The sequence below is a fragment of the Rhizobium sp. IY2 genome, assembly GCF_047532935.1.
Lineage (GTDB): Bacteria > Pseudomonadota > Alphaproteobacteria > Rhizobiales > Rhizobiaceae > Rhizobium > Rhizobium anhuiense.
In genome coordinates this window covers 898642-916555 of record NZ_JBLKNU010000002.1, presented here as the reverse complement: position 1 = coordinate 916555, position 17914 = coordinate 898642, and the positions used below count along the sequence as shown (strand labels likewise).

General features: G+C 61.2%; 19 protein-coding genes. 13 read left to right on the top strand and 6 right to left on the bottom strand.

Annotated elements, in window-relative coordinates:
* The first annotated feature begins 2 nt into the window (after window positions 1–2).
* From ACMUVN_RS12980 to glpK, 6 genes are all read left to right on the top strand, one after another.
* Window positions 3–1073, top strand: coding sequence for an ABC transporter ATP-binding protein (locus ACMUVN_RS12980; protein WP_097594742.1), 1071 nt, complete (start codon window positions 3–5; stop codon window positions 1071–1073).
* A 2-nt stretch (window positions 1074–1075) separates the two neighbouring features.
* Window positions 1076–1942, top strand: a complete 867-nt coding sequence (locus ACMUVN_RS12975) for a carbohydrate ABC transporter permease (RefSeq protein WP_047613241.1) — start codon at window positions 1076–1078, stop codon at window positions 1940–1942.
* A gap of 1 nt (window position 1943) precedes the next feature.
* Window positions 1944–2855, top strand: a complete 912-nt coding sequence (locus ACMUVN_RS12970; RefSeq protein WP_003552208.1) for a carbohydrate ABC transporter permease — start codon at window positions 1944–1946, stop codon at window positions 2853–2855.
* The gene (locus ACMUVN_RS12965) at window positions 2855–3151 is read left to right on the top strand and encodes a DUF2160 domain-containing protein (RefSeq protein ID WP_018246653.1); all 297 of its coding nucleotides are present in this window, start codon (window positions 2855–2857) and stop codon (window positions 3149–3151) included. Before ACMUVN_RS12970 ends, ACMUVN_RS12965 begins: the two co-directional genes overlap by 1 nt.
* Before the next feature lie 81 nt (window positions 3152–3232).
* A complete protein-coding gene (locus ACMUVN_RS12960; RefSeq protein ID WP_047613501.1) occupies window positions 3233–4957 on the top strand; it encodes an ABC transporter substrate-binding protein in 1725 nt (574 codons plus the stop codon).
* Between the two features lie 149 nt (window positions 4958–5106).
* Window positions 5107–6609: a glycerol kinase GlpK gene (gene glpK / locus ACMUVN_RS12955; RefSeq protein WP_097594743.1), complete on the top strand. Its 1503-nt coding sequence runs from the start codon at window positions 5107–5109 to the stop codon at window positions 6607–6609.
* 15 nt (window positions 6610–6624) lie between these two features.
* On the opposite strand, the gene ACMUVN_RS12950 is transcribed toward glpK, so the two are convergent.
* The 5 genes from ACMUVN_RS12950 to ACMUVN_RS12930 form a co-directional block, all read right to left on the bottom strand.
* On the bottom strand, window positions 6625–7626 hold the full coding sequence (locus ACMUVN_RS12950) for an ABC transporter permease (protein WP_047613237.1): 1002 nt from the start codon (window positions 7624–7626) through the stop codon (window positions 6625–6627).
* 2 nt (window positions 7627–7628) lie between these two features.
* Window positions 7629–8648: an ABC transporter permease gene (locus tag ACMUVN_RS12945; protein ID WP_047613236.1), complete on the bottom strand. Its 1020-nt coding sequence runs from the start codon at window positions 8646–8648 to the stop codon at window positions 7629–7631.
* Window positions 8638–10188 (bottom strand): sugar ABC transporter ATP-binding protein, encoded by a 1551-nt coding sequence (locus tag ACMUVN_RS12940; protein ID WP_047613234.1) that lies wholly within the window; start codon window positions 10186–10188, stop codon window positions 8638–8640. The genes ACMUVN_RS12945 and ACMUVN_RS12940 overlap by 11 nt, the downstream gene beginning before the upstream one ends.
* Before the next feature lie 64 nt (window positions 10189–10252).
* Window positions 10253–11263 (bottom strand): sugar ABC transporter substrate-binding protein, encoded by a 1011-nt coding sequence (locus ACMUVN_RS12935; protein WP_047615008.1) that lies wholly within the window; start codon window positions 11261–11263, stop codon window positions 10253–10255.
* A gap of 208 nt (window positions 11264–11471) precedes the next feature.
* Window positions 11472–11648, bottom strand: a complete 177-nt coding sequence (locus ACMUVN_RS12930; RefSeq protein ID WP_155295713.1) for a hypothetical protein — start codon at window positions 11646–11648, stop codon at window positions 11472–11474.
* Window positions 11649–11692: 44 nt separating this feature from the next.
* On the opposite strand from ACMUVN_RS12930, the gene ACMUVN_RS12925 reads away from it, so the two are divergent.
* From ACMUVN_RS12925 to ACMUVN_RS12895, 7 genes are all read left to right on the top strand, one after another.
* Window positions 11693–12556, top strand: coding sequence for an AraC family transcriptional regulator (locus ACMUVN_RS12925; RefSeq protein WP_047613232.1), 864 nt, complete (start codon window positions 11693–11695; stop codon window positions 12554–12556).
* A 107-nt stretch (window positions 12557–12663) separates the two neighbouring features.
* Window positions 12664–13110, top strand: a complete 447-nt coding sequence (locus ACMUVN_RS12920; RefSeq protein WP_047613230.1) for a VOC family protein — start codon at window positions 12664–12666, stop codon at window positions 13108–13110.
* Between the two features lie 47 nt (window positions 13111–13157).
* Window positions 13158–14204: an ABC transporter substrate-binding protein gene (locus tag ACMUVN_RS12915; RefSeq protein ID WP_414815148.1), complete on the top strand. Its 1047-nt coding sequence runs from the start codon at window positions 13158–13160 to the stop codon at window positions 14202–14204.
* Window positions 14205–14212: 8 nt separating this feature from the next.
* Window positions 14213–15001: an ABC transporter ATP-binding protein gene (locus tag ACMUVN_RS12910; RefSeq protein WP_097594745.1), complete on the top strand. Its 789-nt coding sequence runs from the start codon at window positions 14213–14215 to the stop codon at window positions 14999–15001.
* Window positions 14998–15768, top strand: a complete 771-nt coding sequence (locus ACMUVN_RS12905) for an ABC transporter permease (RefSeq protein ID WP_047613228.1) — start codon at window positions 14998–15000, stop codon at window positions 15766–15768. Before ACMUVN_RS12910 ends, ACMUVN_RS12905 begins: the two co-directional genes overlap by 4 nt.
* Before the next feature lie 159 nt (window positions 15769–15927).
* The gene (locus tag ACMUVN_RS12900) at window positions 15928–16359 is read left to right on the top strand and encodes an antitoxin Xre/MbcA/ParS toxin-binding domain-containing protein (RefSeq protein ID WP_047613499.1); all 432 of its coding nucleotides are present in this window, start codon (window positions 15928–15930) and stop codon (window positions 16357–16359) included.
* Complete coding sequence (locus ACMUVN_RS12895; protein ID WP_097594746.1) at window positions 16356–16838, top strand: RES family NAD+ phosphorylase; 483 nt, start codon at window positions 16356–16358, stop codon at window positions 16836–16838. The genes ACMUVN_RS12900 and ACMUVN_RS12895 overlap by 4 nt, the downstream gene beginning before the upstream one ends.
* A gap of 65 nt (window positions 16839–16903) precedes the next feature.
* Here the strand turns inward: ACMUVN_RS12895 and pdxA are convergent, their stop codons facing one another.
* Window positions 16904–17890, bottom strand: a complete 987-nt coding sequence (pdxA, locus tag ACMUVN_RS12890; RefSeq protein ID WP_097594747.1) for a 4-hydroxythreonine-4-phosphate dehydrogenase PdxA — start codon at window positions 17888–17890, stop codon at window positions 16904–16906.
* Window positions 17891–17914 lie beyond the last annotated feature (24 nt).

The window sequence follows — 17914 nt, the reverse complement described above, 5'->3', positions numbered from 1 at the left end:
TCATGGCACGTATCACCCTCGATCATATTCGACATGCCTATGGGCCGAACCCGAAGAGCGAGAAGGACTATGCTCTCAAGGAAGTGCACCACGAGTGGAACGACGGCGGTGCCTATGCGCTGCTCGGACCTTCAGGCTGCGGAAAGACCTCGCTGCTCAATATCATTTCCGGCCTCATTCAACCGTCCGAAGGGCGAATTCTCTTCGACGGACAGGATGTTACGAACCTGCCGACGCAGCAGCGAAATATTGCGCAGGTATTCCAGTTTCCGGTGATCTACGACACGATGACCGTCTATGACAATCTGGCTTTCCCCTTGCGCAACCGCGGAGTCGCGGAGCCTGATGTTGATCGTCGTGTCCGCGAAATACTGGAGATGATTGATCTTTCAGACTGGGCCAAGCGGCGCGCGCGCGGTTTGACGGCGGACCAAAAGCAGAAGATTTCGCTCGGCCGCGGCCTTGTGCGCTCGGATGTGAACGCGATTCTCTTCGATGAGCCGCTCACCGTTATCGATCCGCATATGAAATGGGTGCTGCGGTCGCAGCTCAAGCGGCTGCATAAGCAGTTCGGCTTTACGATGGTCTATGTCACGCATGACCAGACGGAGGCGCTGACCTTCGCCGACAAAGTCGTGGTGATGTACGATGGCGAGATCGTGCAGATCGGCACGCCGGCCGAGCTCTTCGAGCGTCCGAGCCATACCTTCGTCGGCTACTTCATCGGTTCTCCAGGCATGAACTTCATGCCAGCCAAGGTGGAAGGCCGCACGGTTCGGGTCGGCGAGCACGCGCTGACGCTCGACTATGCGCCAAAGACTGCGGCAGCGGCCAAGGTAGAGCTTGGAATCCGGCCCGAGTTTATCAGGGTCGGCCGCGAGGGCATGCCTGTAACCGTCAGCAAGGTGGAAGATATCGGCCGGCAGAAGATCGTCCGCGCGCAGTTTGCCGGCCAGCCGATCGCGATCGTCGTCCCTGAAGACGGGGAAATTCCGGCGGATCCACGGGTGACCTTCGAACTGTCGGGTATCAGTATCTATGCCGACTCTTGGCGCGCCGGACCGGAGGCTTGATCATGGAAAAAACCTGGAACAACAAAGCGTGGTTTCTGGTCCTGCCGGTCCTCGTGCTGGTGGCATTCTCGGCCGTCATTCCCTTGATGACGGTTGTGAACTATTCCGTTCAGGACACTTTCGGAAACAACCAGTTCTTCTGGAACGGAACGGACTGGTTTACCCAAATCCTGCATTCCGACCGTTTCTGGGCCGCCCTGCAGCGAAATCTAGTTTTTTCGTTGATCATTCTCGCTCTTGAGATCCCGCTCGGTATCTTCATTGCGCTCAACATGCCGAAATCGGGCATCGGCGTGCCGGTGTGCCTGGTTCTGATGGCGCTGCCACTACTGATCCCGTGGAACGTTGTCGGCACGATCTGGCAGGTGTTCGGCCGCAACGACATTGGTTTGTTCGGCTATTCCCTCAATGCCATCGGCATCGATTACAACTATGTGCAGGATCCGCTCGACGCCTGGGTGACGATCATCATCATGGACGTCTGGCACTGGACGAGCCTGGTCGTCTTGCTCTGCTATGCCGGCCTCGTTTCCATTCCGGATGCTTTCTATCAGGCAGCGAAGATCGACGGTGCGTCTCGTTGGGCGGTATTCCGCTATATCCAGCTGCCAAAGATGAAACGCGTTCTTCTGATCGCCGTGCTGCTGCGTTTCATGGATAGTTTCATGATCTACACCGAGCCTTTTGTCGTCACGGGCGGCGGTCCCGGCAACGCGACCACTTTCCTGTCGATCGATCTGGTCAAGACCGCCCTCGGACAGTTTGACCTCGGTCCGGCCGCTGCTATGTCGCTGATCTATTTCCTGATCATCCTGCTGCTTTCGTGGGTGTTCTACACCGTCATGACAAGCCACGACGCGGAGAATTGAAATGAGCGCCTCCAACGAAACGACAGCGAGCCGAAAAATCTCAGGCGTTACCAGTGTCGCAAGCGGTCTCTCCTCCGATGAAGTAAGCCGTCTGATGCGCCGGCGCGGCGAGGAATCGCGCTGGTGGTGGCTGGTTCCGACGATCTATATCATCGTGCTCCTGCTGCCGATCTATTGGCTCGTCAATATGAGCTTCAAGACCAATGCGGAAATCGTCAATTCTCTGACGCTTTATCCTCATAACCCGACGATCGCCAATTACGTGACGATCTTCACGGAGAAGGCGTGGTATTCCGGCTACATCAATTCAATCACCTATGTCGTGATCAACATGGTGATCTCGGTGGCAGCCGCGCTGCCGGCGGCCTATGCCTTTTCCCGTTATCGGTTCCTTGGTGACAAGCATCTTTTCTTCTGGTTGCTGACGAACCGGATGGCGCCGCCGGCGGTTTTTGCCCTGCCGTTCTTCCAGCTCTACTCAGCCTTTGGACTGATCGATACGCACATCGCCGTGGCATTGGCGCATTGCCTCTTCAACGTGCCGCTTGCGGTCTGGATACTTGAAGGCTTCATGTCCGGCGTGCCGAAGGAAATCGACGAAACGGCCTATATTGATGGCTATTCGTTCCCGCGGTTTTTCCTGAAGATCTTCACGCCGCTGATTGCGAGCGGCATAGGTGTCGCCTGCTTCTTCTGCTTCATGTTCTCTTGGGTCGAGTTGCTGATCGCACGAACGTTGACGACTACCGACGCGAAGCCGATCGCTGCCACCATGACCCGTACCGTCTCCGCATCCGGCATGGATTGGGGCTTGCTCGCCGCCGCGGGTGTTCTGACCTTGATCCCAGGGGCGCTGGTGATCTGGTTTGTGCGCAATTACATCGCCAAGGGCTTCGCCCTGGGGAGGGTTTGATGGGCTTTTCGCTTCCCGATTTTTCATGGATGGCATGGACCTGGCCGACGGCCGCGTTCTTCATCGTTATCGCATTGCTGCTGATCGGCATGGGGGTCTGGGAGTATGCCGTGCCGGGCGGCAACCCGCGGATCGGAATCCTGCGCTTCGAGACGACGCGCGGTGACCGGCTTTTCCTTTCGCTGCTCGGCAGCGCCTTTATCCATCTTGCCTGGCTTGGTCTCGCGGGATCAAGCCTCTGGTGGGCTCTCGCTCTCTCCGTTGTCTACGCCGTCGGCGTATTCCGTTACGTGTGAGGCAAACTGATGCAGATGGCCGGGGTTTTTCTGGCCGCCTGAGACGTGAAGACTGCAATCGCAAAACCCTGGGAGGATATCATGCGAAGGCATTTATTGACGACGACAGCAGCGGTACTGCTGGCCATGACCGGGTCGGCCTATGCCGGCATGGACGAGGCAAAGACTTTCCTGGACAAAGAGATCGGCGACGTGTCGACGCTCTCTCGTGGCGACCAGGAAAAGGAAATGCAATGGTTCGTCGATGCGGCGAAGCCTTTCCAGGGTATGGACATCAAGGTTGTTTCGGAAACCTTGACCACTCACAAGTATGAGTCCGAGGTTCTGGCTCCGGCCTTCACTGCGATCACCGGCATCAAGGTCACGCACGACGTCATTCAAGAGGGTGACGTTGTCGAGAAGATCCAGACGCAGATGCAGACCGGGCAGAACCTGTATGATGGCTGGGTCAACGACTCCGACTTGATCGGTACGCACTGGCGCTATCAGCAGGTGCGCAATCTGACCGACTGGATGGCCGGCGAAGGCAAGGACGTTACCAATCCCGGCCTCGATATCGACGACTTCATCGGCACCAAGTTCACGACCGCGCCGGACAAGAAGCTCTACCAGCTTCCCGACCAGCAGTTCGCCAACCTCTATTGGTTCCGCTACGACTGGTTCAACGACGAGAAGAACAAGGCCGATTTCAAGGCGAAATACGGCTACGATCTCGGCGTTCCGGTCAACTGGTCGGCCTATGAAGACATTGCCGAGTTCTTTACCGGCCGTGACGTCAACGGCAAGAAGGTCTTCGGCCATATGGACTACGGCAAGAAGGACCCGTCGCTCGGCTGGCGCTTCACCGACGCCTGGCTGTCGATGGCCGGCAACGGCGACAAGGGCCTGCCGAACGGTCTTCCGGTCGACGAATGGGGCATCAAGGTCGACGAGAATTCGCGTCCAGTCGGTTCGTGCGTCGCGCGTGGCGGCGATACTAACGGCCCGGCATCGGTCTATTCGATCCAGAAGTATCTCGATTGGTTGAAGGCGTACGCACCGCCGGAAGCTCAGGGCATGACCTTCTCGGAATCCGGTCCGGTGCCGGCACAGGGTAACGTCGCGCAGCAGATCTTCTGGTACACGGCGTTTACCGCAGACATGGTCAAGCCTGGCCTGCCTGTTATGAATGAGGACGGAACGCCGAAATGGCGCATGGCACCGAGCCCGCATGGCGTTTACTGGAAAGACGGCATGAAGCTTGGTTATCAGGACGTCGGCTCGTGGACGTTGATGAAGTCGACCCCGACGGACCGCGCGAAAGCTGCCTGGCTCTATGCACAGTTCGTGACCTCCAAGACTGTTGACGTGAAGAAGAGCCAGCTCGGTCTCACCTTCATCCGCGAATCGACCATTCGCGACAAGAGCTTTACGGAGCGCGCTCCGAAGCTCGGCGGTCTGATTGAGTTCTATCGTTCGCCGGCCCGTGTTCAATGGTCGCCAACCGGCACCAACGTTCCCGACTATCCGAAGCTGGCTCAGCTTTGGTGGCAGGCCATCGGTGACGCCGCTGCCGGCGCCAAGACACCGCAGGAAGCCATGGACTCTCTTTGCGGCGAGCAGGAGAAGGTCATGGGCCGTATCGAGAAATCGGGTGTCCAGGGCGATATCGGCCCGAAACTCGCCGAAGAGCATGACCTCGCTTACTGGAACGCGGATGCGGTGAAGAAGGGCAACCTTGCACCGCAGCTGAAGATCGAGAATGAGAAGGAAAAGCCGGTCACTGTCAACTACGACGAACTCGTCAAGAGCTGGCAGTCGAAGTAAGGCGGACCTCGGCCGGAGGCGACAAAGCTTCCGGCCATCACTTCCTGCCACCGGCTACGGCCGGTGGCACCCACAATCTTTCTCTCATGAAACCTCCGCGTCTGCCCTCCTTGCCGGGCGGAGCGGTTTCGTGCGAGCCGGAGACGGATATGAGCGGCTATATTCTTTCAATCGACCAGGGCACGACGTCCTCACGCGCGATCATCTTCGACGGCGACATGAAAATGGCCGGCTCCGCGCAGGCGGAGATCACCCAATACTATCCGCAGCCCGGATGGGTGGAACATGACGCCACGGAGATCTGGCTGTCCGTGATCGACACGGTGCGCAAGGCGATTGCAGATGCCGGCATACAGGCCGGCGACATTGCCGCGATCGGCATCACCAACCAACGCGAGACGGCGGTCGTTTGGGATCGCAAGTCCGGAACACCGCTTCATCGCGCGATCGTCTGGCAGGACAGGCGCACGGCTGAAATGTGCGAGAGCCTGAAGGCCGACGGGTACGAGAAGCTGTTCAGCGCCAAGACCGGGCTGTTGCTCGACCCCTATTTCTCCGGAACGAAGCTGCGCTGGCTGCTCGACAATGTCGACGGTCTGCGTGAGAAGGCGGAGGCAGGCGATGTCTGCTTCGGCACGATCGACAGCTGGTTGATCTACAATCTGACGGGCGGCCGTGTGCATGCCACCGATGCGACCAATGCATCGAGAACGCTGCTCTACAATATCGATGACGGTGCCTGGGACGAGGAGCTTCTCGGCATTCTCGGTATTCCCCCTGCGGTGCTTCCCGAGGTCAGGGAATGCGCCGATGATTTCGGCCGCGTCGACAAGGCGCTGCTCGGTGCGGAGCTTCCGATCCTCGGCGTTGCCGGCGACCAGCAGGCGGCGGCGATGGGCAATGCCTGCTTCGAGCCCGGCATGATGAAATCCACCTATGGCACCGGCTGCTTTGCCCTGCTGAACACCGGCCGGGACCGTGTTTCCTCCTCCAACCGGATGCTGACGACGATCGCCTACCGGCTCGACGGCGAGACGACCTATGCGCTCGAAGGCTCGATCTTCATCGCCGGCGCCGCCGTGCAATGGCTGCGCGATGGCCTCGGCATCATCGGCCAGGCGTCGGAGGCGGGGGTGCTTGCGGCCAAGGCCGACCCCGGACAGCAGGTCTATATCGTTCCGGCCTTCACCGGCCTCGGCGCCCCCTATTGGGATCCGGCCGCGCGCGGCGCGATCTTCGGCCTGACCCGAAACAGCGGGCCGGCGGAATTTGCCCGCGCCGTGCTCGAATCCGTCGCCTACCAGACGCTCGATCTGCTGGTGGCGATGAAGAAGGACTGGGGCGTCAACCAGCTGGAAACGGTGCTGCGTGTCGATGGCGGCATGGCGGCTTCGGATTGGACCATGCAGTGCCTCGCCGACATGACGGGGAACCCCGTCGACCGCTCGGCGATCCGCGAGACGACGGCGCTGGGTGCTGCCTGGCTTGCCGGCTCGAAAGCCGGCATCTGGCCCGGCAGGCGGGAGTTTGCGCAGGCCTGGGCCTGCGACCGCCGCTTCAGCCCTTCGATGGAGGAGACCGAGCGGCAGACCAAGATCATCGGCTGGAAGAATGCCGTCTCCAGAATGATTTCGGACGCCTCGGCGGGATAGAACCGCTTCCGGCTCTTACGCGCCGCCGGCAGCCTTTCTGTTGATGAAGCTCAGGGCCAGCACGGCAAAGATCAGCGTTCCCGTGCCGACCTGCTGCCAATAGAAGTTCAGGTCTGTCAGCAGCAGCCCGTTGGCGACGATGCTGAGCAGCAGCGCGCCGAGGACGGTCCCGCCGACATTCGGCCGCCCGAGCGGGCTGAGCGTCGTGCCGATGAAGGTGGCGCCGATGGCATTGAGCAGGAAGGCATTGCCGGAGGATGGAATGTAGGTGGTGACGGTTGCCGTCAGGATCAGGCCGGCGATGGCCGCGATCAGCCCGACCAGGATGAAGGTCACCGCGACATGGGCCGGCGCTGCGATGCCGGAATAGCGCACGACGCCCGGCTGGATGCCGATCGACAGAATGACGCGGCCGAAACGCGTGCGGGCAAAAACCACCGCTGCGGCTGCGATGACGATGATGGCCGCGGCCAGCGGCACCGGAAAGCCGGCGACCGTGCCGTGGCCGAGGAAGCGGAAGGCCTCCGGCACGCCGTTCGGCGGCAGATAGACCGGATTGCCGCCATTGGTCAGCAGTTGTTGAACGCTGCGGCCGATGAACAGCGTGCCGAGCGTGGCGAGGAACGGCGACACGCCGATCCCGGAGATCAAGAGCGCGTTGAAGGCGCCGACGACCGCCCCGGCCGCCAGTCCTGCGAGCGCGGCGAGTGCCACCGGCTGCCCGGCGAGAACCAGCGAAACGAAGGCGAAGCTGGCGAAATCCATTGCCGTTCCCACGGAAAGATCGATGCCGCCCGAGGCGACGGCGAAGGTCATGGCGATGGAGACGATGGCAAGCAGCGTGAAATTGTTGACCAGTATGCTCTGCAGGTTCGCCAGCGTTGTGAATGTCGGCGTTGTCAGGGAAAAGGCGGCGAATACCGCAACCAGGGCGAGGATCAGCCCATAACGCACCAGGCCGCCGGCGATCAGACGCGGCAAGCCTGTCGTAGCGGGGGTAGGGGTATGGAGCGACATGGTCAGACCTCCTGCCGGCGCAGCAGCGTCGTCGCGGAAACGACGATGAGAATGAGCACGCCCTGGACGCCGCTGACCAGGGTGCTCGAAATATTCAGCAGCTGGAAACCGTTGACCAGGAAGCCGACCAAAAGGGCCGAAAGCAGCGTCCCGGTGACTGTCGGAACCAGCCGACGCGAAAAGACCGAGCCGAGCAGGGCCGTTACGACGACCGGCAGCAGCATCTCGCCGGAACCGGTCGTGCTGCCGCTCAGATAGGAAACCGACAGGATGCCGGCGATGCCGCCGGAGAGGCCGCTGGCGACGAAGGCACCTGATAGTAGCCGGCGAAGCGGCAGGCCGGCGGCACGCGCCGCATCCGGAAACTCACCGACAGCATAGAGACGCAGGCCGAGCGGAGTATATTGCACGATCGCCGTCGCGATCGCCGTGAAGCCGAGGAGCACATAGGCAAGAACCGGTATGCCGAAAGGATCCGAGGCCGAAAGCGCTGAGAGGAAGGGCGTCGAGGCCGGCAGGACGGTATTGCCGGTCAGCACCAATTCCAGGCCGGCGACGACGTTCATGACGGCAAGCGTGGCAAGCAGTGGCACGATGCCGGCATAGACGACGGCAATGGCATTCACCGTGCCGATTAGCGCCCCGGTCAAGATCGCCGCCGCAATCGCCGTCGCGTCGCCGTAGCCGAGCTGCGTCAGGCTCGCATAGACTGCGGCGCTGAGACCCATATTGGCGGCGAGCGACAGGTCGATGCCGCCGGTGACGACATTGGAGCCGCCGGCGATCAGCACGATCGTCAGACCGATGGCAAGCACGCCTGAGATGGCCGATTGGCCAAGCACATTACCGATATTGCCGATGCTGAGGAAATAGGGTGCAGTCAGCGAGAAGACGATCAGAATGGCGGCGAAGGCGATCAACGATCCGAAGCGTAGCGCGGCCGCTGCAATATTGCCGGCCGGCCGGGGAGGCGGTTCCGCAGCAGACAAACCGGAAGGCGCGAATTCCACTTCAGCCGACATGGCGTTGTCCCTCGGATGATCCGGTCGATTGCGCCAGCACGGCATCCGCCGTGGTCTCCGACGAGATGAATTCCCGCACCACCCGCCCGCGGAAGAGCACGAGGATGCGGTCGGTGATGCCGACGAGTTCGGGCAGATCCGAAGACAGCACGATCACACCGGCGCCGCGCGCCGCGAGTTCGCCGATCAGCGTATAGATCTCGACCTTGGAGCCGATATCGACGCCGACCGTCGGCTCGTCGAGGAGATAGACCTCGGAGCGGCGGCTCAGCCATTTGGCGATGGCGATCTTCTGCTGGTTGCCGCCTGAAAGCGTGCGCAGCAGGGCATCGCGCCCATTGGTTTTCACCTGCAGCCGACTAATCAGGGCATCGGCTTCGTCCCGTTCGCGTTTGCGATCGAGAAAGCCGAAACGGGTGAAACGGCCAAGGCTGGAAAGGCTGATATTTTCCGCGACGCTGAGGTCGAGCGCGATGCCGTGGCGTCGCCGGTCTTCCGGCACCAGCGCGATCTCGCGCCCGGTCGCCTGCGTTGGATTGGTGAAACGGGCAGCCTTGCCGCTGACCTCGATACGGCCGGACGCCGCTGTCTCCAGACCGAAGAGCGCGCGGACCAGCTCCTTGGCGCCGGAGCCGAGCAGGCCGGTGAGGCCGAGCACCTCGCCGCGGCGAAGCGTGAAACTGACGTCGCTATATTTCCCCGGCGCCGACAGTTGCTCGACCTTGAGGATTTCCTCGCCAGGCGTCACCTGTGGCTTCGGGAACATCTCCTTGATGTCGCGCTCGACCATCAGCCGCGCAATCGCACCGGCCGAGGTGTCCCCGATCGGCAGGGAGGCGACATCAAGCCCATTGCGCAGCACGGTGACGTGGTCGCAGAGCTCTTCGATTTCGTTCAGGTAATGCGAGATATAGATGATGGTGACGCCCTCGTCGCGCAGACGACGGATCAGCCGGAAGAGGATATCGGCCTCGCGGCGCACCAAGGCGGCGGTCGGCTCATCGAAGACGAGCACTTTCGGCTGATTGAGGAGGGCGCGGGTGATCTGCACGATCTGCTTTTCGGCGGTCGACAATTCGCCGATCAGCGCGCTGTTCGGCAAGCGGATACCGAAATAGTCGTTGAGAATGTCGGATGCGCGCCGCTGCATCAGTCGCCGGTCGAGGAACGGCGTGCCAGATATGCGCGGTTCCCGGCCGAGGAACAGGGCTTCGCCGACGGTGAAGGTCGGCACCAGCAGCCGATCCTGGTGAATGAAGTGGATGCCGAGCTCTTCGGCAAGATGCGGCGTCAGCCTGTCGAATGTACGCCCTTCGATCTCGATCCGGCCGCCATCCGGCTGGTGAAGACCGGCCAGCAGCTTGATCAGCGTCGACTTGCCGGCGCCGTTCTGGCCGACGAGACCGTGGATGGTGCCGCGCCTGACGATCAGCGACGCGCCGGCAAGCGCCTGCGCCCCGCCGAAATGCTTGACGATGCCTTCGAAGCGGATGATGTCGTTGCGTGCCGTGACCGGCTGCTTCAACGAAATGGCCGTCATGTCGATCTCTCCGGGCGGGCAGATTCCGAGCGATCCGGCAGGGCCGGATCGCTCGCGTTCAGTGTCAGCCGATGCCGAGTTTCTTGGTGACTTCGCCGACATTGGTCTTGTTGGCGAGCAGCGCCGGAACATAGGTTTCGCGCGGCAGGGTCTGGCCGGCGAGCAGCTTGGCGACGTTGCGGATGGCGGTGCGGCCGATTTCCGCCGGCTGCTGGGCGACATCGGCGCCGGCCGGCGAATTCGGATCGGCGATGAGCTGCAGCACTTCCGGGCTGCCGTCGACGCCGTAGGTGCGGATCTCGGTCCGCCCGGCGGCCGTCAGAGCCTGAGTCGCGCCCAGCTGCGGAATGTCCCAGGCCGACCAGATCGCCTTGATCGAACCCTTTTCCGGATATTTGTTGAGGATGGCCGTGATCTGCGTGAAGGCGTCCTGCACGGTGTTTGGGATGACGTCGCGCAGTTCCGGCTGGAGGATTTTCACCTTCGGGAAATATTTGACGACATTGACCAGCTGGTCGTAGCGGATCGCGCAGGGGGTGACGCCGTAGAAGCCGTTGAAGACGACGATATTGCCTTCGCCGCCGATATCGGAGACGAGCTGTAGCGCCAGGTCCTTGCCGATGCCCCAATTGTCGGAAGTCGTGTTGTTGATCGAATTGGTCGAGCCGACGTCGACGGTCAAAACCGGGATCCCGGCATCGCGCGCCTTCTTCAGCCAGGGATCGATGACGCTGAGCGTACCGAGGATCTGGACGATCGCATCCGGCTTCTGGGCGATTAGCGTCTGCAATTGCGAAACCAGCTTGCCGTCATTGCGCCCGGCATCGACGGCGATGGGCTCGCCGCCGAGGCGCTTTACCTCTTCGATCTGGGCATTATAGGCCTGCAGGTCGAAGAAGTGATCGGTGCCGGTGGCGCTGATGGCGATGCGCTTGCCTTTCAGCGACAGCTCTTCGGCTGCAAAAACCGGCTTCTGCCCGATGAGCGAGGCACCGGCGACGGCAACCCCGGCCGCGGCGGACAGTTTCAACAGGTCTCGTCTTCCGAGACCGCTTCCGGATTTTTCGATGCTCATTGCCATTCTCTCCAATTAATTATGTCTATAGATTAAATGGATTAATGCGGATGAGGAGGAACGAATTTCCAAAAGAACGATCTCCGGGGAAAAGAGTGGAGGGAACGAAAGCTGATCCCTGGCTGCGGTTTCCCATGACCGGGAATGATTTCGGATGTCTCGGCGGTTTTGAGAGCGATCAGATGAGTCGACAGTCCACGGCCACCGATCAGGAAGAAACACGCACTGCATAATTCTTGCGCATGCGACCAGATTTGCCGAGGGTGAACGCCTGCCAGGCCGTGGTGCCGTGTGGCGCGACAGCAGTCATAAAATCACGATTTACATGGGCGCGGTCGGGTTTTATCCCACGACGTTGATATCCAGCGCGAAGCTTGGCTTCCATTTGGCGCGCAACTTGCCTCTCTCCCTGTCAGGGAGAATGAAACAATGCCCGATATCGATCCGCAGATTTTCTCAATAAGCCGGCCATCCCTCGGAGGCTACAAGGCCTTCGTTCAACGCGACATGATCGTCGAGACCTATCGCAGTGCCGCGGGGCAAATGGTTTCAAGGGGCTCGCTTCATAGAATTTCGATCAACCGTACGGCGCACGGCAAATATGCCTATCGGTTTGGAAGCGGGGCATTCTGCAAAGTTGAGAGGCCGCCCTTCACTCTGGGATTTCAACCGGCTGCCACGGTCCTTGAGGTCGAGGGCGATGCGGCGGATTATATCTCGATCTTCCAGTCACCGGCGCTCTACAGCGGCATCGGGGGTTCTCGCTTCGATCCCGAGCATTGGGATAGTGATGCGCTGAGCGCGACGACGGATCCGACAACGCTGCAGGTTGCGCTTTCTCTTGCATTTGCCGCCGAGAAGACTGGGCGCGACGACCCGCTTTTGATGCAGCATCTGGGAATGGCGCTCGCCTGTTGTGTTGTAAAACTGCTGGGCGCCAAACCTGAAGCCGGCGATCGTCCGCTGACATCGGAGAATCTCCGGCGCGTGATCGATTACATCGAGGACCTGCTTGGCAAATCCGATTTGAGTGTTGAGGAGCTGGCCGGTGTGGCCCATATGAGCCCCTTTCACTTCAGTCGGGAATTCAAACGGGCGGCGGGCATGGCGCCGCATCGCTTCGTCCTCGAACGCAGGATCGAGCGGGCGCGACTTTACCTTGCCGATGGCAAGGAGACGCTTGCAAACATCGCTTATACCACAGGCTTTTCCAGCCAGGCGCATTTCTCCAGCGTCTTTCGGCGTCTGATGGGGGCGACACCGAAGGAATACCAGCGTTCGGTCCGTCTTTGAGCCGGCGCCCGCCGATGGCAAATCAGCAATTTTGCGAAAGATAATCGCACGAATTTGAAATCTCTTGAGGCTGCGGTCTGCGAGGCTCTTCCCATCAGGAGGCCTGCATGACCGCTTTTGCCCAAACCAATCCGATTACCGATATCTGTTTTTTGGTCGAGGATATCGAAAGAGCGTCGGCCTTCTATGTCGAGCGGCTTGGCTTCAAGCCGCGGCGCCGCGCTCCGGGCTTTGCCGATTTCAAAGGGGCTGGCGTGACGCTGGCGCTCTGGGAGATCGCGCATATCGCCGAGAATACCGGTGTCTCAAACCGCCGGGCTCCTCCGGGCGTGCACAAGGCCTGCGCGGCCATCGAGCTTGCCTCGCCAGAGCAGGTCGATGCTGCCTATGTGGAGCTGAAGGCTGCGGGCGTGCTCTTCCACGCGCCGCCGCAGAATTACGTCTGGAATGCGCGATGCTGCTATTTCGCTGATCCCGACGACAATCTCTGGGAGATCTATGCGTGGTCTGAAGGCGGCCCGATCGGCGACATCGACCCGCGGCAACGAGCATAAGCGGCCCAGCCAGCCGTCCGACAAACCAACAAGGGGAAGGCAAGCAAATGAACGGGGATGACAAACAAATCGTGGTCGGCAGGCGTACCGTCCTGAAGGGCGGAGCCTTTGCTCTCGCCGCGGCGACGGCGGGGATCAGCGTATTCGTACCGCGTCATTCGAACGCCGCCGCATCCAAAGTCGTCATCAAATATGATTGGCTGATGAGCAACGGACAGATCGGCGATATCGTTGCCGTCAAGCAAGGCCTGTTTGAGGCCGAGGGTCTCGACGTCGAGTTTTCCCCCGGCGGTCCCAATTCGGCAACGGTGCCGCCTGTGATCACGGGTGATGCGCAGCTCGGCCAATTCTCGGATTCGGCACAGCTCCTTCTTGCCCGGTCATCCGGCGTGCCGATCAAGATCTTCGCCTGCGGTTTCCGCATGGCGCCTTTCGCCTTCTATTCGCTGCCCAAGGCGCCGATCCGCACCGTCAAGGATATGGTTGGCAAGCGCATCGGCATCCAGCCGACCGCCCGTTATGTGCTCGATGCCATCCTGCTGAAGAACAATATCGACCCCTCGAGCCTGACCATCACCAATATCGGCTTCGACATGACGCCGCTGATGACCGGCCAGGTGGATGCGGTCACCGGATGGATCACCAACACGCAGGCCCTTTCCGTCATCGGCCCCGACCGCATCGATCTGATGATGAAGGACACAGGCTTGCCATCCTATGCCAATGTCTATTTCGCCACCGACGATGCCGTGAGCGGCAACGCCGAGACGCTGGCAAAGGTGCTGCGTGCGGTCGCCAAGGGCTGGGCCTGGACGCATGAACATCCCGAAGAGGCGGTGAAGTTGACAGTCGAGGCCTATCCGCAGCTCGATCTTGCCGTAGAGCTGCAGACCGTGCCGCGCATATTGTCGCTGAGCTTCGACGCTGCGACCGGCAAGGATGGCTGGGGCAGCTTCGATCCGGCCGCGCTTGCCGAGCAGATTTACGTCTATGACAAGATCGGTCAGTTCAAGAGCGGCGCTCCGAAGCTGGAGGATTGCTATACGACTGAGATACTGGACATGACGGCGGGCGACCGCCCGAAGATTGCGTGAGAGCGGATTTGCCTGAAGCAGCGGCCATCGAAACCAAGGATCTGGCTGTCGGCTATGCCGGCGCTGTCGAGACGACCCGCATTCTGTCCGGCGTCGACCTCAGCGTCGGCAGGGGTGAGTTTCTGACCATTCTCGGCCCTTCCGGTTGCGGCAAGTCGACCTTCCTGCGTGCGGTGGCGGATCTTCTTCCGCCGCTTGACGGGCGGCTGTCGGTGCTCGGCAGGACAGCTTCGGAGGCGCGCCGGCGGCGCGAGGTCGCCTTCGTCTTTCAGGACGCAACGCTGTTGCCCTGGCGGACCGTGAGGGAGAATGTCGCTCTACCGCTCCAGGTGGGGAAGAAGAGCGTCTCGCGATCTGTCGATCCGCGGCCCGACCATTGGATCGAGCTGGTCGGCCTGTCGCATCTGGCCGACCGCTATCCGCATCAATTGTCCGGCGGACAGCGCCAGCGCGTCGCCATAGCGCGTGCGCTTCAATGCGAGCCGGATATCCTGCTCATGGACGAGCCCTTCGGTGCGCTCGACGAGATCACCCGCGAACGACTGAACGACGAGCTTCTGGACGTCTGGCGCCGGACCGGCACGACCATCCTGTTCGTCACTCACAGCGTCATCGAGGCGATCTATCTCGGCGGACGCGTGCTGGTCCTGGCCGCCAATCCGGGCCGCGTCCAGGCGCTGATCGACCTTGCGCCGCTGAAAGACGAGCGCGGCCTCTGTCGGCGTGAGAGCCTCGATGTCCAGGAGACCGCCGCCCGTCTGCGCCAATTGCTGCAGGAGGGGAGTTCGGCTGCATGACGCACCGTCCGTTATCCATCATCGAGGCGATCGGCCTTCCTGTTATCGGTGCCCTCTCATTGCTTCTCGCCTGGCAATGGCTGGTGCCGGCTCTCGGTATTCCCAGTTATATCGTTCCCACGCCGCTGGCGATCCTGCGCACGCTTGGCATCGAATGGCGCTTCCTGCTGTCGAATGCCGTTCCGACATGGGGGGAGGCGGGTCTCGGCTTCCTCCTGGGCAACGGTCTCGCCGTGATCATGGCGATTGCCTTTGTCTATAATCCGCGGTTCCAGGCCGCCTATTTTCCCGTCGTCCTGCTCTTCAACACCATCCCGGTGCTGGCGCTCGCGCCGATCATCATCCTCATCTTCGGCCTCGGCATGCTTCCGAAGATCATCATCGCCGCTCTCATCTGCTTCTTCCCAACCCTGGTGAATACCGCCCGGGGCCTCAATCTGGCGACTGCGAGCGAGCTTGACCTGATGCATGTGCTTTCGGCGAGCGGATGGGAAACGTTCTGGCGCCTGCGCGCACCACGGTCCGCCCCCTTGCTCTTTGCATCATTGCGCATTTCGGCAACCACCTGTGTGATCGGCGCGATCGTCGGGGAGTGGATCGGCTCGAACCAGGGGCTGGGTGCTGTCATCATCCAGTCGACATTCAACTATCAGGCGGAAAGGCTCTTTGCCGCCGTCGTGCTCGCTTCTCTCTCCGGCATCGTCTTTTTCGCCGTCGTTGCCCAGATCGAGCGGATTTTCCGTCGGCTGCATCAGGGGCAAAGCTGAAGCCCCGGTACGAACGAACCACCAGTCCGAACTCATGCCCAGATGCCGATCACGCAGACGCAGATATTTGGCAGCTATCGAAGATAAGCCGGATCGGCGCTATTGAACATTGTATCACTTGAGACTAAATATAACCTCAAGTGAAAAGGATCCATGATCATGATGGGATTTGCGCTCATCGCCGATGTTCTCGGATTGCCTGCCAGGGAACCGGCATCGCGTTCGGCCTTCGGCCTGCTCTCCAGCATCGAAGAAGGCTTGCCGGTCAAGGCGCTCGATCGCATGGCGCTGCTTCTGGCGCCCGATGATGTCCAGTTCAAATACCGCCTCGTTCCGAAGGCCACCTATGAGCGGCGCAAGTCCAAGCATCGGCTCTCTTCCGACGAGGGCATAAAGCTCGCCCGTCTTGCCCGTGTCTGGGGCCTTGCACTCGATGTCTGGCAGAGCGAGGCTGAGGCGCGCGACTTCCTGTTTCGCCCGCATGCAATGTTGGAGGACAGGCGGCCGATCGACGTGGTCATCCAGAGCGAGATCGGCGGCGAGCTGGTACTCGATATCCTCGGAAGCCTGAAATACGGCAGCGCTGCGTGAGCGCACAGCATCTCGACCGGACGTTGACATCCGTCCGCATCGGCGATCCCGCCGGAACCTATCCGATCTTCGACGCCACCGGCTCGACCATCGCGCCGGGACGGTGGAACACATCGGGCAGCCCGATCATCTACACCAGCGAGCATTATTCGACGGCGCTGCTCGAAAAGCTCGTTCACGGCAGCGGGCGGCTGCCGCCCAACCAGCACTATGTGACGATCACAATACCGCGTGGGTTAAGCTACGAGGTCTTCTCCGAGCCCGCGCTGCCCGGCTGGGACAGCATGCCGGCTGTTGTCAGCAAGGCTTTCGGCGAAAAATGGTGCCAGGAAAAACGCAGCGTCATCCTGCTGGTGCCAAGCGTCGCCGCCCGCGTCGACCGCAACATATTGATCAACCCGGCCCACCCGGAATTCCCCTCGATCACCGCGAGCCTCCACCAACCCGTCTTCTGGGATCGCCGTTTGTTCGGCATGTGATGGGTTGAGGGTGCAATCAACGTTTCGGTGACGACCGGCGCCGCATTTCTCCCGGATTGCCGCAATCACACCTCCCGCCGCGGCGAGCGGGCCATCAGCCTGGCATAGGCGATGGCCGATAGCATGTTGACGTGGTTGGCCTTGCCGGTGCCGGCGATGTCGAAGGCGGTGCCGTGGTCGACCGAGACGCGGTCGATCGGCAGGCCGAGCGAGACGTTCACTGCCGTCTCGAAGGCGACGAGCTTGATCGGGATATGGCCCTGGTCGTGATACTGGGCGATGACCAGATCGAAAGCGCCGTTATAGGCGCGAGCAAACACCGTATCGGCCGAGATCGGCCCGACGACGTCGATGCCTTTTGCCTGCGCCTGCTCGACGGCCGGTGCCAGGAATTCCATATCTTCGGTGCCGAACAGGCCGTTTTCGCCGCAATGCGGGTTGAGGCCGGCGACGGCGATACGCGCCTTGCGGCCGAGCCGCAGGAAGTGCCTGTGACCGGCTTCGATGGTCGCCAGCACCCGCTCGGTCTTGGCGCGCTCGATCGCGCCCTTCAGCGAAATATGGGTGGAGACGTGGATGGTGTTCAGCCGCTCGGAGGCCAGCAGCATGAAGGAGCTTTTCGAGCCGGTGAGATGCGCAAGCAGCCCGGTATGGCCGTCATGGTGATGGCCGGCGAGGTTCATCGCTTCCTTGTTGATCGGCGCAGTGACGATGACATCGGCTTGCCCTGACATGGCGAGATCGACGGCGCGGGTGATATAGCGCACCGAGGCATCGCCGGCGACGGGGCTGACCTTGCCGATTTCGGGTAGATCAGCGCCGAGCGGGACTTCGTCGACAGCGATCCTGTCGTCACCGGCGGCATCGGCAGGGCCGAATTTCAGTCCGGCGCCGGTGACGCGGTCGGCGCGTTCCAGTGCTTCGACATTGCCGACAATGACGAAATCGCGGCGCTCCTCCCTCGGAAGGGCTGCCAAGGCCTTAACGATCACTTCGGGGCCGACGCCGGCCGGATCGCCCAGCGTCACGGCGACTTTCGCATTCCTGTCCATCGAGCGGGTCCCTTCTGAAAACTT

Excerpts from the sequence above, each read along its gene's own strand:
- ACMUVN_RS12980 (WP_097594742.1), top strand. The coding sequence starts at position 3 with ATGGCACGTATCACCCTCGATCATATTCGACATGCCTATGGGCCGAAC.
- ACMUVN_RS12975 (WP_047613241.1), top strand. The coding sequence starts at position 1,076 with ATGGAAAAAACCTGGAACAACAAAGCGTGGTTTCTGGTCCTGCCGGTC.
- ACMUVN_RS12970 (WP_003552208.1), top strand. The coding sequence starts at position 1,944 with ATGAGCGCCTCCAACGAAACGACAGCGAGCCGAAAAATCTCAGGCGTT.
- ACMUVN_RS12965 (WP_018246653.1), top strand. The coding sequence starts at position 2,855 with ATGGGCTTTTCGCTTCCCGATTTTTCATGGATGGCATGGACCTGGCCG.
- ACMUVN_RS12960 (WP_047613501.1), top strand. The coding sequence starts at position 3,233 with ATGCGAAGGCATTTATTGACGACGACAGCAGCGGTACTGCTGGCCATG.
- glpK (WP_097594743.1), top strand. The coding sequence starts at position 5,107 with ATGAGCGGCTATATTCTTTCAATCGACCAGGGCACGACGTCCTCACGC.
- ACMUVN_RS12950 (WP_047613237.1), bottom strand. The coding sequence starts at position 7,626 with ATGTCGCTCCATACCCCTACCCCCGCTACGACAGGCTTGCCGCGTCTG.
- ACMUVN_RS12945 (WP_047613236.1), bottom strand. The coding sequence starts at position 8,648 with ATGTCGGCTGAAGTGGAATTCGCGCCTTCCGGTTTGTCTGCTGCGGAA.
- ACMUVN_RS12940 (WP_047613234.1), bottom strand. The coding sequence starts at position 10,188 with ATGACGGCCATTTCGTTGAAGCAGCCGGTCACGGCACGCAACGACATC.
- ACMUVN_RS12935 (WP_047615008.1), bottom strand. The coding sequence starts at position 11,263 with ATGAGCATCGAAAAATCCGGAAGCGGTCTCGGAAGACGAGACCTGTTG.
- ACMUVN_RS12930 (WP_155295713.1), bottom strand. The coding sequence starts at position 11,648 with ATGGAAGCCAAGCTTCGCGCTGGATATCAACGTCGTGGGATAAAACCC.
- ACMUVN_RS12925 (WP_047613232.1), top strand. The coding sequence starts at position 11,693 with ATGCCCGATATCGATCCGCAGATTTTCTCAATAAGCCGGCCATCCCTC.
- ACMUVN_RS12920 (WP_047613230.1), top strand. The coding sequence starts at position 12,664 with ATGACCGCTTTTGCCCAAACCAATCCGATTACCGATATCTGTTTTTTG.
- ACMUVN_RS12915 (WP_414815148.1), top strand. The coding sequence starts at position 13,158 with ATGAACGGGGATGACAAACAAATCGTGGTCGGCAGGCGTACCGTCCTG.
- ACMUVN_RS12905 (WP_047613228.1), top strand. The coding sequence starts at position 14,998 with ATGACGCACCGTCCGTTATCCATCATCGAGGCGATCGGCCTTCCTGTT.
- ACMUVN_RS12900 (WP_047613499.1), top strand. The coding sequence starts at position 15,928 with ATGATGGGATTTGCGCTCATCGCCGATGTTCTCGGATTGCCTGCCAGG.
- pdxA (WP_097594747.1), bottom strand. The coding sequence starts at position 17,890 with ATGGACAGGAATGCGAAAGTCGCCGTGACGCTGGGCGATCCGGCCGGC.